A 13412-nucleotide genomic window follows, 5' to 3' on the forward strand; every position below is an offset into this window, starting at 1 on the left:
GTGGGTCCATCGAGTCCACCATTTCCGGAGTCACGAAAAATGAACGCCATCCCGACCGCAGCTCACGGCGAGCTTATCGCCGCCTTCGGGTGGGTCCCCACACTGACTACCGACGACGAGCGCTGGGCCGCCATCGCGGCGCGCGACGCGCGTGCCGACGGCCAATTCTTCTACGCCGTGCGCACGACCGGTGTGTTCTGCCGCCCGTCCTGCGCGTCGCGCCTGCCGCGCCGCGAGAACGTGGCGTTCTTCGCCGATGCCGATGCCGCGCGCGCGGCCGGCTATCGTGAATGCAAGCGCTGCCGCCCCGGGGGCCTGCCGCGCGAGCTCGAGATCGTGCGCCGCGCCTGCGCTGCCCTCGACGCCGATCCCCAGGCCCGCCTCACGCTCGCGCAACTCGGCGAGCTCGTGCACCTGAGCCCGTTCCATCTGCAGCGTCTTTTCAAGCGCGTGCTGGGCGTCTCGCCGCGCCAATACCAGGCGGCGCGCCGCGGCGCGGTGCTGCGCGACGCGCTCGCACAAGGCGCCGATGTCACGCGCGCGAGTGCCGACGCGGGCTTCAACTCGTCGTCGCGGCTCTACGAGAGCGTGGCGGGAGAGCTGGGCATGGCGCCGTCGGCGTTCCGCCGCAAGGGCGCGGGACTCACGATCCGCTATGCGGGCGCGGCCACGCCGCTCGGGCGCGTGCTCGTCGCGGCAACGGACAAGGGCATCTGCCGGATCGCGTTCGGCGACGATCCCGGCGCGTTGAGCGCAAGCCTCGTGGCCGACTTCTCGAACGCACATTGCATCGAGGACACGGCAGGGCTCGCGCCGTTCGTCGCGCAGATCGACGCCTATCTGCATGGCCGCCGCGAGCACATCGAGCTGCCGCTCGACATTGCCGCGACGGCGTTCCAGCAGCGGGTCTGGGACGCGCTCCAGCGCATTCCGTACGGCGAGACGCGCAGCTATACGCAGATCGCCGAAACGCTCGGCGCGCCGCGCGCGGTACGCGCCGTGGCAAGCGCTTGCGCATCGAACCCGGTGGCGCTGGCGATTCCCTGTCACCGCGTCGTGCAAAAGGGCGGCGCGCTCGCCGGCTACCGCTGGGGACTCGCGCGCAAGGCCGCGCTGATCGACGCCGAAGCGCGTGCGGGCGAAGTCCTCGTCGCGGCCACGGCACAGGCCGGCGGCCCGCCTCCGCGCGACGCGAAACGAGACTCAAAGCGCGGCCGCGCCGACGCCACATCGGAGACCGCCGCTTGAGCGCCGTCCTGCCGAACGAACCACAACAGCCGCGAAGCGGCGGCCCGGATCCCGACGCCACCTTCGAGCTGCCGTTTCGCGCCCCCTACGACTGGCAGCGCATGCTGCGCTTTCTGGCGGGACGCGCGACGCCAGGCGTCGAAACCGTGGAAGACGGCGCGTGGCTGCGTGCAATCGACTTCCATGGCGTGAGCGGCACGCTCGCCGTACGCCGCCATGCGCGCAAGCACTGCCTCGTCGTCGAAGTCGACGGGCCAGTGAGCGCCCATGCAGCCGCATTGGCTGCGCCGCTGGCGCGCATCTTCGACGTGCGGACAAATCCGGCCGCGATCGGCGCGGGATTCGCCGCCGATCCATGGCTCGCGCCGCTCGTCGCCGCCGCGCCGGGGCTGCGAGTGCCGGGGGCGTGGTCGGGCTTCGAACTCGTGGTGCGCGCGATCGTCGGCCAGCAGGTGAGCGTGAAGGCCGCGACGACCATCGTGGGCCGCCTCGTCGAGCGCGTGGGCAAACGTATCGAGGGCCACGCGCACGCGCGCACCGCATGGCGCTTTCCCACGCCTGCCGCATTGGCCGCCGCCGATCTTGCCGGGATCGGCATGCCGGGCAAACGGGTGGCCGCGCTCCAGGGGTTCGCGGCGGCCGTGGCGAGCGGGACGCTCGTTATCGAACGTCCCGCGGAACGTGCCCCGGAGCGCGCGCGTGCGCAAGGCGCCGCGCTTCGTGCCACCGGCAGCCGGCGCAGTCGCCATGACGAGCCCGCTGGCGATCCCGGGACTGCGCCCGCTGCAGAACATGCCACCGAACGCGCCACCCTCGACGCCATGCGCGCCGGATTGCTCGCACTGCCTGGCATCGGCCCCTGGACCGTCGAGTACGTGGCCATGCGCGCCTGGCGCGACGCCGATGCGTGGCCCGCCACCGACCTCGTGCTGATGCAGGCCATCGCCGCGCGCGACCCCGCGCTCGTGCGCCCCACGCAGCAGCGCGCGCGCACCGACGCATGGCGGCCCTGGCGCGCCTATGCCGCGATGCACCTGTGGAACGAGATCGCCGATCGGGCCGGCGCGGCGCGCGGCGGCTAGCAGACCACCCGCAAAGTCTCGCCCGAAGGGGGCCCAAGCAGGTCTTTCAGCGAGATGTTAAAGTGCCCGCTACCGAAAATCCCTTGCCGGCGGCACGTGCCGCACCGCGTCGCCGGCCAGAGCCCGACCCGCCCTTCAATGCCAGACACGACCTCTACACGCACGAACGACGTTCTCACGCAGCGCCTTTCCGTGCTGAGCGCCGGGCCGCATCGCGACGCGCTCACGCGCGGTCTGCGCGGCATCGAAAAGGAAAGCCTGCGGGTGACGCGCGACGGCCAGCTCGCCATGACGCCGCATTCGGCGGCGCTTGGCTCGGCGCTCACGCATCCGTCGCTCACGACCGACTACTCGGAAGCGCTGATCGAGATCATCACGCCGGCCGAGCACGATGCATCCATCACGCTCGAGAAGCTCGACGAGCTCCATCGCTTTGTCTACGCCATGCTCGCGCGCGACGGCGAGATGCTGTGGAACGAGTCGATGCCGGGCCTCCTGCCCGCCACCGACGACGGCATTCCCATTGCACGCTACGGCGGCTCGAACATCGGCCGCCTCAAGTACGTCTACCGCATGGGGCTCGCGCTGCGTTACGGCCGCACCATGCAATGCATCGCGGGGATCCACTACAACTATTCGCTTAACGAAGAGGTGTGGCGCGTGCTGCACGCGCACGAGCAGTCCACGGCCACGCAGATCGACTATCAGTCGGAGCGCTACCTCGCGCTAATCCGCAATTTCCGCCGCACGAGCTGGCTGCTGATGTATCTGTTCGGCGCCTCGCCGGCGCTCGATGCGCGCTTCCTGCGCGGCCGCGCGCATGCGCTCGAACCCTTCGACGCCGACACGCTCTATCTGCCCTACGCGACGAGCCTGCGCATGAGCGACCTCGGCTACTCGAACACCACGGGCCAGGCCGCGCTGCACGCCGACTATGACACGCTGACGGGCTACCTCGACGCGCTCACGCAGGCGGTGAGCCAGCCTTATCCGCCGTACGAAGCCATCGGCACGCACCGCGACGGCGAATGGGTGCAGATCAACACCAACGTGTTGCAGATCGAAAACGAGTTCTATTCGACGATTCGCCCGAAGCGCGTCACGTATCCGGGCGAACGGCCGCTGCATGCGCTCGCCGCGCGCGGCGTGCAATACGTCGAAGTGCGCTGCATGGACATCGATCCGTTCGAGCCCACCGGCATTTCGCTCGAAGCCGCGCGTTTTCTCGACGCCTACCTGCTCACCTGCGCACTCGAAGAAAGCCCGCTGCTGCCGGCGGCCGACTACGCACAGGCGAACGAAAATTTCGGCCTCGTCACGAAGGAAGGGCGCCGCCCGGGCCTCGAGCTCAAACGCGGCAACGACACGGTCTCGCTGCAGGATTGGGCCGCCGAGCTGCTTTCGAAGATCGAGCGCAGTGCCGCCGTGCTGGACGCGCTGCGCGGTGGTGACGAGCATGCGCGCTCGCTTGCTGCACAGCGCGCGAAACTCGCCGATGCGTCGCTCACGCCCTCCGCTCGCGTGCTCGAAGCGATGCGCGGCAACCAGCAATCCTTCCTGCAATTTGCGCTCACGCAAAGCGAGCGCCATGCGGCGCATTTCCTCTCGCGTCCGCTTTCTCCCGAGGCGATGGCACAATTCGAGGCGCTCGCGCGCGAGTCGCTGGAAGACCAGGCCAAGCTCGAGCGCGAGGAGGTGGGCTCGTTCGACGCCTTCGTGACCGCGTATAGCTCCTACACGCTCAATCGCTACAGCGTTTAGCCCTGCGCTCGTGGAGTATTTTGGGCATTCCACTTGCTGGAAACACCAGCGTGCGGGCGCGGTCCAACAATGCATGGGCAGTACGCCCCGCCGACGCCACCGCGTGCCGACGACAAGATAACCGGGCCGCGCTCGACGCGAGCTCATACAGGGAGGAACCACACGATGAAACGAATCCTGCCGATCCTGTTCTGCGCGGCACTGACGGCCTGCGCGCCGCGCGGCCAGGTCAACCCCGACGTCATGCAGATCGCCACCGCGCCGCTCACGTGCAACGACAAGCCGCAGTGCGACATCTGGTGGCAACGTGCCCAGGACTGGGTGCGCGACCATTCGAAGTACGAAGTGCAAACCGTGACCGACACGCTGATCCAGACCGCCGGCCCCGGCGGCGGCAAGCGCGCGCTCGCCTACGAAATCACGCGGACCCACAACAGCGACGGCACGACCACCATCGGCTTTGCGGCCCATTGTGACAGTTCGCTCGGCTGCAAGCCCGATCCATGGGCGGCCGGCGCGGCCTTCAAGCAGTACGTGCGCACTGGTGTCGAACAGCCGATCCAGGGAATCAGCGGCGACGCGGAAAACCCTGACGCGTCCGGTGCGGATACGGGCGCCGCATCGTCGGCTGGGGCGCGCGCGGCGAATGAGTCCAAGTGAGCCCGGCTGGTTCGCACCGCGTGATAGCTCGTATTCCGAATCGAATCACTTCGATTGTGCATTTAAGCATTATCTGATTGGGTGACGTGTCGAGGGATCGTATTGTGGCTCTGCTTCGGCGTGCGCCGGACGACAGTACATTCCTCTTCCATCATTCGAATCGAAAATGAAAATGCGACTTCTGCCAGCCAGCGCACTGGCTGCCCTCATCGTCGTCGCGGCTGGTTGCACGACCGCGTCAGGCCCGACCTACAACCTCGACGTCGTGACGCTCGCCAACGGCTCGCAGGCGTATCGCGTACAGTGCTTGGGCCTGCTGGAAAGCTCGAAGGCCTGTATGAAGAAGGTCACCGAGATTTGCGGCAACAAGGAGCCGCTGCGAGTGTCCTCAACCGACCGCGCTGCGTCCGGATTCAAGGCCGAAAACGACCCGCGCGAAATCATGTTCGTTTGCCAGGCGCCGCAGCCCGCTGTCCAGACACCGCCGCCGCCTCCGCCGCCGGTCGTCGAAACGCAGCCGCGCACCATTACGCTCAGCGCCGACGCCAACTTCGAAATCAACAAGTACAACCTGTTGCCGGAAGGCAAGCAGGCACTCAACAAGTTCATCGCGGACAGCGACGGCGTGAACATCGGCACCGTCGTGATCAATGGCCACACCGATTCGACTGGTTCGAACGCGCTGAACGACCGCCTCTCGCTGCGCCGTGCGGAAGCCGTCCGCAACTACCTGCAGTCGCATGGCCTGCATGCGGGCAAATACGAAGTGCACGGCTACGGCAAGTCGAAGCCGATCGCGAGCAACGCCACGGCCGACGGTCGCGCACAGAATCGCCGCGTCGAGATTCAGACGAGCGGCATCACCGTCCGCTAATACACCACGTTTATCACGGCAGCAACAGCACACGCCCGCGTTTGTCGCGGGCGTTCATCACGGGATCGCCAGTGGGCCATCAATGGCCCATTGCCGGTCCCGTTCCCTTTCTGGGCTTCGTAATCCAGACCAGCGCCGCAAGCACGACGAACATCGCGCATGAGATGCGGAAGAAGTCGTTGGTCGCCATCATGTAGCCCTGCGCCGTCACCACTTCATTGAGCTTCGCGGTCAGGCCCGGCCCTGCATAGCCGAGACTCGTCAACGCATTGCTGTATGCGCTGGTGTTGGGCGAATATACGCTCACGGACTCCGACAGCACCGCGTGGTGATAAATCGCAGAGTTCTCCCAGAACGTCGTGCTCGCCGCCGTTCCAATCGCGCCCGACAGCGTGCGCAAGAAGTTGGACAGACCCGAAGCGCTCGCGAGGCGCTCGTCGGAGATGCTCGACAGCGTGATGGTCGTCATCGGCACGAAGAAGCAGGCCACGCCGATGCCCTGCACGAGGCGTGGCAGGATCACCTGGTCGAACGGCACGTCGAGCGTGAACGTGGCGTTCCATAGCGAGACCCCCGCGAACACGACGAATGCGAAGCTCGCCACCATGCGCAGATCGAGCTTGTGCATATTGCGCCCGATCAGCGGCGAGAGCACGAGCGCGAGCAGCCCCACCGGCGCCGTCGCGAGGCCGGCGACGCCGGCCGTGTAGCCCATCACCGTTTGCAGCCAGAGCGGGAAGATCACGACCGAGCCGAAGAACGCCATGAAGCCGAACGAGATGATCAATGCGCCGAGCGCGAAGTTGCGATCGCGAAAGAGCGAGAGATCGACGACCGGCTCTTTCTCGGTGGCCTCCCACGCAAGCATGAACGCCAGCGACACCGCCGCGATGACTGCGAGCGCAACGATGAACTTCGAGCTGAACCAGTCACGGTCCTTGCCGAGGTCGAGCATCATTTGCAGGCACGACACGCCGATCACGAGCAGCACGAGGCCCACAGCGTCGATGCGCTGTTTCGTGGTCTTCGTTTCGCGTCCGCGCAGCAGCAGGAACGCGCAAACCCCCGAGAAGAGCCCGATCGGCACGTTGATGTAGAAGATCCACGGCCATGTGTAGTTGTCCGTGATCCAGCCGCCCATGACCGGGCCGAAGATGGGCGCGACGATCACCGTCATGGCCCAGAGTCCCAGCGCAAGCCCACGTTTCTCGGGCGGGTAGGAGCGCATGAGGATCGTCTGCGAAAGCGGCACCATCGGGCCGGAGACGAGGCCCTGCACGAGACGGAAGGCGATCAGCGTCTCGAAATTGGCGGCGAAACCGCAGGCCGCCGAGGCCAACGTGAACAGGATCACCGAAAGCGTGAAGAGCCGCACTTCGCCCACGCGCCGCGCGAGCCAGCCCGTGAGCGGCACGGCGATTGCCGAGGCGACCGAATACGAGGAGATCACCCAAGTGCCTTCGCTGTTGGCGACGCCGAGCGTGCCGGAAATGGTCGGCACGGCAACGTTGGCGATCGACGTGTCGAGCACCTCCATGAAAGTGCCGAGCGCGAGGCCCACGGTCAGCAGCGCGAGCTTGCCGCCCGAGAACGGCGCGGGCTCCGCGCTGGCAGGAGCGGGAGAGGGCGCGGCGGTGGATGCGTCCATTTTCAGGGTCCTTGCTCGGCTTCTTGCCGAAGTTTCCAGTTCGGGTGGCAGTCCATAAGTTCATGTCGCGGCATTGACTGCCCAGACAGTGATTTATCCGCAATGCGACGCGATCGAGGCGAAATCTAGCTGGCGCCAAGGCGCCATGACACCGGCTTCACAGCTTGTGGCGATCTTCCTCGGCTGCGCTGAATGGCACATCCGCGCCGCCTTCGACATGACTGCATAGCATCGACGTGTCCGCATCGTTCGCGATGAAACGTTGCAGCAGGCTGATGAGCGTGGTCACTTCGTCGGCGGAAAAGCCGCGTAGCTGGTCGTTCACCACCGAGGCGATCAGATCCGGCAGCTGCTGCGCCGCATCACGCCCCAGCGGCGTGAGCGCCAGTTCGACCACACGGCGGTCCGCGTGACTGCGCTGGCGCACGAGAAAGCCTTTTTTCTCCAACCGGTCGAGCATGCGCGTCATCGATCCAGTGTCGTATGACAGCACGCGCGACATTTCATTGGGCGTGCGGGCGTGCTCGAACCACAGTAGCAGGATCACGCCGATCTGCGATGAGGTCAGCCCCAGCGGCGCGACGGCGCGGTCCATCCGCGCGGCCAGCACGTTTCGGGCCGTCGACAGGAAATAGCCCAGGCTCGGCACAACACCGACCTTGCCTGGTACGTACGCACCCTCGCTCATGGGAAGCCGCTCTCACGCATCTCGAAAACAGGCGAATTCTAGCCGGTTAATGCCTGCCTGGGCAGATAAATTGGGTGACGCATCAGCCACCGATTCTCATGGTCGCTGCGTAAAAACAACATCACATTTGGTGCGTTGCAAAGTGTGTTGTGGTTTGATTGCATAGTCAATATTATGACAGGCAAGCACTTTATCTCCTCGTATTCCCCAATTCTCCTGTTGAATGCGCCATGCTGTACCTCAAAAACGCGCTCGGCGGCATCGGCCGCTCGGTTTCCTGCACTGCCAGGCTTGCTTTCACGCAAACCGGCGGCGCGGCGCGTTGGCGCAAGTTCGCGCTCTATGCAGCGATGTTTGTGCTGCCTGGCGGCTCGATTGCCGTCGCGCTGATGGTGTGGGCCGACCGACGCCGCGCCCAGCGAGACGGGGCGGGCACGTCCGTGGTGATGAGAGGCGTCATGCCGCCTGCAACGAGCCCAAGTATGGTCGCGGCAAGCATGAATGCAGCAGCGGCCACCACGGCGGCAGCCAAAGCCGCCTGCTCCGGCGTCCAGGTTGCGTGCCGCGCCAACATCATGCGGGGTGCACGTACGTGCGCAGGCCGCGCCGCGCTGCACGCCGTTCATGCGCTGGGTTGCTGGCGCCGTAACGACGCGTAATTTGCGACCGGCGTGCGGTAACACATCCTCATCCATTCCCGGCTTACCCTTGCAGGTTCCGCGCTGCGCGTGGCGCGTGCGCTACCATTGCCGCAACTTGCCAGCCCCTCGAACCGAGCCCGGCCCGCTGCATTGCCGCAGAGCGCACCACGCCGCGCGTCTTCGCGCACCAGCTGCGCGCGACTTTCACCCGGTTCGCCAGCCGCTTCGACAGGAATTCCTAGCATGTCTTGCCGTTTCGTCCCTCCCGGCCATCACGTTTCCCGCCGTAGCCGCGCCTGGCGCCTGGCGCCCAGGCCTGCCGTGCTGTGCGCGGTGGCAGCGCTCGCGCTCCAGTTTAGCGGTTGCGCCGTGGGCCCCGACTATCACAAGCCGGCTGCAGCAGTGCCCGAGTCGTACAAGGAAGCGCCCGAGGGCTGGAAGACTGCACAACCCGCCGATATCGCCGATCGCGGCCCCTGGTGGCTCATCTACGACGACGCGCAGCTCAACGGGCTGATGGATCAGCTCAACGCCAACAACCAGACCGTCGCGCAATACGCCGCAGCGTACCGCCAGGCGCGCGCATTGGTAGGCGAGGCGCGCGCGGCATATTTCCCGGTGGTGAGCGCCTCGTTTTCGGGCTCGCGCGCACGCTCCCCCGCGCGGGTTTCGAACTCTAGCAGCAACGGTTTTGCCGGCGGCGGATCGATCTCGAACAACGTCAACCTCGGCCTCGACGCGACCTGGGAACCGGATCTCTGGGGCAAGGTGAGCCGTACGGTCAGCGCGCAGGAAGCCGGCCAGCAGGGCGCCGCCGCCGATCTGGCCAACGCGCGCCTCTCGGCGCAGGCCACGCTCGCGCAAACCTGGTTCACGCTGCGCTCGCTCGACGCCCAGCAGAAGCTGCTCGATGACACCGTCGCGGCTTATCAGAAGTCGCTGCAGCTCACGCAGAACCAGTACGCGCAGGGCGTAGCGGGCCGCGCCGACGTCATCCAGGCGCAAACGCAATTGCAGTCCGCGCAAGCCGCCGCCATCGGCAATGGCGTGGCGCGCGCCCAGGACGAACACGCGATTGCCGTGCTGGTCGGCCAGCCGGCTTCGGCGTTCTCGATTCCGCCTTCACCGCTTATGGCTACACCGCCCGCCGTGCCGGTCACGATGCCTTCGGCGCTGCTCGAGCGGCGTCCCGACATCGCCTCGGCGGAGCGCAAGGCGGCGGCCGCGAACGAGCAGATCGGCATAGCGATCTCCGCGTTCTTTCCCACGCTGACGCTCTCTGCCAGCGGCGGGTTCGAGAGCTCGGTGCTCTCGCAGCTGCTCTCCATGCCGTCGCGCTTCTGGACGCTCGGGCCGTCGCTCGCGGCCACGGTGTTCGACGCGGGCCTGCGCCGCGCGCAGACCGAAGCGGCGCGCGCGTCCTATGACCAGCAAGTCGCGGCCTACCGGCAGACCGTGCTGGCCGCATTCCAGGACGTCGAGGACAACCTCGCGTCGCAGCGCATCCTCGCGCAGGAAATCGTGGTGCAGCAGCAGGCCGTGGAATCGGCTCAGCACGCACTGCGGATCGTCACGAACGAATACAAGGCCGGAACCACCGATTACCAGAACGTCCTGTCATCGCAGACGACGGCGTTCACGGCGCAGCAAAAGCTCGCGAGCATCGCGGGGCAGCGCATGGTGTCGTCGGTCGGGCTCGTGAAGGCGCTCGGCGGCGGCTGGGACGTCTCGCAGATGGCGCGCGAAACCGGCGGCGTAGCGGCGCCCGCGCCTGTCGCGGCATCGGACTCCGCGGTGCCGGGCGCGCCAGGCCAGGCGCCTTCGACGCGTGGCGCCGTGCAGGGTGCGGCAGCGCACGGCGCTCAACCGCAGTAAGCCCGGTGGCGCGCTACACCTCGCGGATTCATGGCGTCAGCGCATGAAGGTCAGCGCCACAGCGCCGGTTCCCGTGGGCCGTCCCAGCAGGTTCAGCAATCCCGCCAGATTCTCGCGCTGATCGGGCGTCGCGCTCGCGGTGCCATTGAACGACGCCGACGAGCGCGAAAACGTGCCATGCCCGTCGAGCAGCAACGGTCCTTTCTGCGTGCTCAGATCGAGCGTCGATGACGCGCCCTGCGCCTGAAGCACCGCCTCATACGAGCCGAGCGGCTTCACGAGCGAGACGCGTGAGCTCATGTCGCCGAGCGTGACGGTCAAGCGCCCGAATGCATCGGCGCCGAATACGCGCCAGGGGCTCCACGCGAGCCGCACGTTGCCATCCAGATCGAGCGTATTGAACGGCGCGCCGAGGCCCGCGAGCAGCGACGCGGGCACCGCGATCGCGCCCGACGTGACCGTCGCGCCGCGCAACGTCGCTTCGACGTCGACAGGGTCGGGCATGGCCTCGGTCTGGCGCATCTGCATGCGCACGCGGCCCGTGAGGAGCGCCCAGAACGACGTGCTCCATTCGATGCGGCCCGGCAGAAGCATCGCGCCCTGCACGTCGTGGCCGGCGGCGAGCATGAGCGTGGCCGAGCCGTGCCAGAGCGAGCCTTGCGGATCGACGAGGTTGACATGGCCCTGGGTCGCGCGCGCGAACTGTGGCGCGATCCACGCGGCGGGCAGCCGCACGAGCAGCACCGCGCCTACGGACAACACGGCTACGAATAGCCAGGGCAACACGGCGCGCGCGCGCCGCATCCAATAAGACATGCGAGGAATCTCCTGTCGACCAGAGTTGGCGCTTTAGCTGTCGGCCAGAGCTAGTGCTTCAGCACTTACTCCGGGCCCATGCAAAGCGCCTTACTCTGGTCCCATGCTTCGCGGTCGACCGCGTTTCGCGCCTTAGCGCGCGTTCGCCGGCTGCAGCGACGCGGTCAAATCGACCTGGCCGTCGGCCTTCAGCGCCGTGATGTGAGCCTCGACCACCTGCACCTTGTACTGCTTGCGCACGTCGTCGAGCCAGGCCGCCCACGCCGGGAACGAGGCATTCTTCATCTGCACCTGCGCCGTCGTGCCGATCAATTGCACCTGCGCGTTCGGCATGCCGTGGTCGGAGAGTGATGCGGTCAGCGCATCCTTGAGCGCCTGGCCGCCAGGCGCGACGCTTGCCGCCGCGCCCGCGAGCGCACGCGCCTCGTCGGCCTGCGCGGTCATCTGCGCAAGCTGGCGCTTCATCGCGGGCAAGTTCTCGCGCAGGCGCGCGCGGCCGTCCGCCGCCGGTTGCCATAGCACCGAATAGCCGATTGCCACGACCAGCACCGCGCCGCCCCAGGTCAGCAGCATTTTTTCGCGTGCGGTGCGGACTTCCCAAAAGTTGCTCCACTGCTCGCTCAAGGTCTGCACCCATGCGCTGCTCGAACCGGTTGTCTTCACGATGCGCTCCTGATCGTCCATTTGCCGCTGCTGCTGTCCTGCGTGGCCGCGAGGCCATTGCGCGCAAGCCGCTTGCTCAAGTCGGCGTCGACATTGACGCCCGGCTTGAAGGTCACATCGAGGCGCCGGTCGTGATAGTCGAGCGCTGCAATCGCATCCGCGGGCACCGGCCCGAGCGAGCGCGCGAAGCCGTCGGCGAGCGCGAGGAAATCGTCGGGCGAGGGCTCGCCCGCTGCCACGCGCAACTGGGAAAGCTGGCGCGCCATCTGCCCGGCGGGGTCGAGCACCACCGTCGTCTTCGGGAACGCGTTGAGCAGCAGCTCGGTCATCTGCGTGTTGATAGCGTCGCGCTGGCGCGCCAACATCAGCCACTGCACGTTCGCACCGACGATCGCGACCACGAGCGAAGCCGCCACCAGCGCGAGCGGCACGCGCAGCCGGCGCAGCGTCGCGCGATCGAGACGCCACGGCTGCACCGCGAATTCGAACTGGCAGAGGTCGAACTTGCACGCGAGCGCGCGCTTCGCGAGCGTCTCGAAGCCAAGCGGCTGCGCACCGGGCAGCGCCGCCGCGAGCACAGCTTTGTCGGCGGCGCTCGCGAATTCGCCTGGCACCCCCGTCAGCACGTAGCGCATGACGGGCGCGTCGCCGGCCAGCGCCGCCACGGTCGCGGCAAGATTTGCCGCCGGCACCGCAAAGCCTTCAGCCATCGCGCCGCGCACGATCGTGAGTTCGAGCAGCGCGCTGGACGCGCCTGCCACGGTGCTGGATACGGCCGCCGCCACGTCAGGCAGAAGCGCGGGCGCCGTCGACATGACCGGGCCGAATACGCAGGCCGTTACCGGGCTGCCTGCACTATCGGTACCATCGGCACTGCCTGCGCCGCCGGCAGCTTCGGCATGGTCGGCAACTTCCGTCAAGGCGGGCGGCATGGAGGGCTCGCCTGCGTACGCCTCGGCTTGCAGCGCCTGCGCAGCAGCAGCGCCGGTACCCCCCGCCGCATCGGGCAGGCTATCGGGCAAGCAGCGCGCCACCGGCACCGCGCGCAGGTTGCGGTGCCCCGCGCCCGTGAATCCTTCGATGAGGAAGCGGAACCACCCGCGGTCGACGGCCGCGACGGTCTGCATCCCGCCCGGCAGGCGCGCAGGATCCAGCGCGAGATGGCAAGTCTGCGGATCCTGGATCAGATGATCCTCGACGACGTTCGGCAGCGCCTGACGCAGCCGCGGCCCCTTGAGCGGCGGCACCGTGGCGGCGACCATGAGCAGATCGCGCGCGGCGATCAGCAGCACGGTGGCCGACGCCTTCGGCAACAGGCCGAGCGCCGCCCGGCCCGCGCGCTGCGTCTGGCCCGCTTTGTCGAGCAGCACGAACGGCAGTTCGGGCAATTGCCATTCCTGCGAGTGGACCGCCGGATCGCGCGGCGGCATCAGGACGATCAGCGTGCTCAAACGCA

12 protein-coding genes are annotated in these 13412 nt (G+C 67.3%); 7 read left to right on the plus strand and 5 right to left on the minus strand.

Features of this window, described 5'->3' with window-relative positions; genetic code table 11:
• Positions 1-39 precede the first annotated feature (39 nt).
• The 5 genes from ada (at position 40) to PWP93_RS12730 (ending at position 5625) form a co-directional block, all read left to right on the plus strand.
• A complete protein-coding gene (gene ada, locus PWP93_RS12710) occupies positions 40-1248 on the plus strand; it encodes a bifunctional DNA-binding transcriptional regulator/O6-methylguanine-DNA methyltransferase Ada (protein ID WP_421044715.1) in 1209 nt (402 codons plus the stop codon).
• Between the two features lie 101 nt (positions 1249-1349).
• On the plus strand, positions 1350-2330 hold the full coding sequence (locus PWP93_RS12715) for a DNA-3-methyladenine glycosylase family protein (protein ID WP_421025302.1): 981 nt from the start codon (positions 1350-1352) through the stop codon (positions 2328-2330).
• A 138-nt stretch (positions 2331-2468) separates the two neighbouring features.
• Positions 2469-4091, plus strand: a complete 1623-nt coding sequence (gene gshA / locus PWP93_RS12720) for a glutamate--cysteine ligase (protein WP_421044716.1) — start codon at positions 2469-2471, stop codon at positions 4089-4091.
• A gap of 165 nt (positions 4092-4256) precedes the next feature.
• Positions 4257-4751 carry a hypothetical protein gene (locus PWP93_RS12725; RefSeq protein ID WP_421025117.1) on the plus strand — a complete coding sequence of 165 codons (495 nt, stop codon included), beginning with the start codon at positions 4257-4259 and terminating at the stop codon, positions 4749-4751.
• Positions 4752-4917: 166 nt separating this feature from the next.
• Positions 4918-5625 (plus strand): OmpA family protein, encoded by a 708-nt coding sequence (locus tag PWP93_RS12730; protein WP_421044717.1) that lies wholly within the window; start codon positions 4918-4920, stop codon positions 5623-5625.
• Positions 5626-5704: 79 nt separating this feature from the next.
• Here the strand turns inward: PWP93_RS12730 and PWP93_RS12735 are convergent, their stop codons facing one another.
• Both PWP93_RS12735 and PWP93_RS12740 read right to left on the minus strand, forming a co-directional pair.
• Complete coding sequence (locus PWP93_RS12735; RefSeq protein WP_421044718.1) at positions 5705-7273, minus strand: DHA2 family efflux MFS transporter permease subunit; 1569 nt, start codon at positions 7271-7273, stop codon at positions 5705-5707.
• Positions 7274-7430: 157 nt separating this feature from the next.
• Positions 7431-7961, minus strand: a complete 531-nt coding sequence (locus PWP93_RS12740; RefSeq protein ID WP_421044719.1) for a MarR family winged helix-turn-helix transcriptional regulator — start codon at positions 7959-7961, stop codon at positions 7431-7433.
• 230 nt (positions 7962-8191) lie between these two features.
• On the opposite strand from PWP93_RS12740, the gene PWP93_RS12745 reads away from it, so the two are divergent.
• Positions 8192-8620, plus strand: coding sequence for a hypothetical protein (locus tag PWP93_RS12745; RefSeq protein WP_421044720.1), 429 nt, complete (start codon positions 8192-8194; stop codon positions 8618-8620).
• Positions 8621-8845: 225 nt separating this feature from the next.
• Entirely contained in the window at positions 8846-10477 is a 1632-nt protein-coding gene (locus PWP93_RS12750) for an efflux transporter outer membrane subunit (protein ID WP_421044721.1), read from the plus strand.
• A 36-nt stretch (positions 10478-10513) separates the two neighbouring features.
• Here PWP93_RS12750 and PWP93_RS12755 read toward each other — a convergent pair whose 3' ends face one another.
• The 3 genes from PWP93_RS12755 to gspL all read right to left on the minus strand — a co-directional run bounded on the left by PWP93_RS12755 (position 10514) and on the right by gspL (position 13407).
• Positions 10514-11293, minus strand: a complete 780-nt coding sequence (locus PWP93_RS12755) for a type II secretion system protein N (RefSeq protein WP_421044722.1) — start codon at positions 11291-11293, stop codon at positions 10514-10516.
• A 132-nt stretch (positions 11294-11425) separates the two neighbouring features.
• Entirely contained in the window at positions 11426-11977 is a 552-nt protein-coding gene (locus PWP93_RS12760) for a type II secretion system protein M (protein ID WP_421025110.1), read from the minus strand.
• On the minus strand, positions 11953-13407 hold the full coding sequence (gene gspL / locus PWP93_RS12765; protein WP_421044723.1) for a type II secretion system protein GspL: 1455 nt from the start codon (positions 13405-13407) through the stop codon (positions 11953-11955). Before gspL ends, PWP93_RS12760 begins: the two co-directional genes overlap by 25 nt.
• Positions 13408-13412 lie beyond the last annotated feature (5 nt).

Origin of the sequence: Paraburkholderia sp. A1RI-2L, from assembly GCF_048957375.1 — a bacterium.
Classification (GTDB): Bacteria; Pseudomonadota; Gammaproteobacteria; order Burkholderiales; family Burkholderiaceae; genus Paraburkholderia.

Bases quoted from the DNA above. Each gene is read 5' to 3' on its own strand.
- ada (WP_421044715.1), top strand. From the start codon at position 40: ATGAACGCCATCCCGACCGCAGCTCACGGCGAGCTTATCGCCGCCTTC.
- PWP93_RS12715 (WP_421025302.1), top strand. From the start codon at position 1,350: ATGCTGCGCTTTCTGGCGGGACGCGCGACGCCAGGCGTCGAAACCGTG.
- gshA (WP_421044716.1), top strand. From the start codon at position 2,469: ATGCCAGACACGACCTCTACACGCACGAACGACGTTCTCACGCAGCGC.
- PWP93_RS12725 (WP_421025117.1), top strand. From the start codon at position 4,257: ATGAAACGAATCCTGCCGATCCTGTTCTGCGCGGCACTGACGGCCTGC.
- PWP93_RS12730 (WP_421044717.1), top strand. From the start codon at position 4,918: ATGAAAATGCGACTTCTGCCAGCCAGCGCACTGGCTGCCCTCATCGTC.
- PWP93_RS12735 (WP_421044718.1), bottom strand. From the start codon at position 7,273: ATGGACGCATCCACCGCCGCGCCCTCTCCCGCTCCTGCCAGCGCGGAG.
- PWP93_RS12740 (WP_421044719.1), bottom strand. From the start codon at position 7,961: ATGAGCGAGGGTGCGTACGTACCAGGCAAGGTCGGTGTTGTGCCGAGC.
- PWP93_RS12745 (WP_421044720.1), top strand. From the start codon at position 8,192: ATGCTGTACCTCAAAAACGCGCTCGGCGGCATCGGCCGCTCGGTTTCC.
- PWP93_RS12750 (WP_421044721.1), top strand. From the start codon at position 8,846: ATGTCTTGCCGTTTCGTCCCTCCCGGCCATCACGTTTCCCGCCGTAGC.
- PWP93_RS12755 (WP_421044722.1), bottom strand. From the start codon at position 11,293: ATGTCTTATTGGATGCGGCGCGCGCGCGCCGTGTTGCCCTGGCTATTC.
- PWP93_RS12760 (WP_421025110.1), bottom strand. From the start codon at position 11,977: ATGGACGATCAGGAGCGCATCGTGAAGACAACCGGTTCGAGCAGCGCA.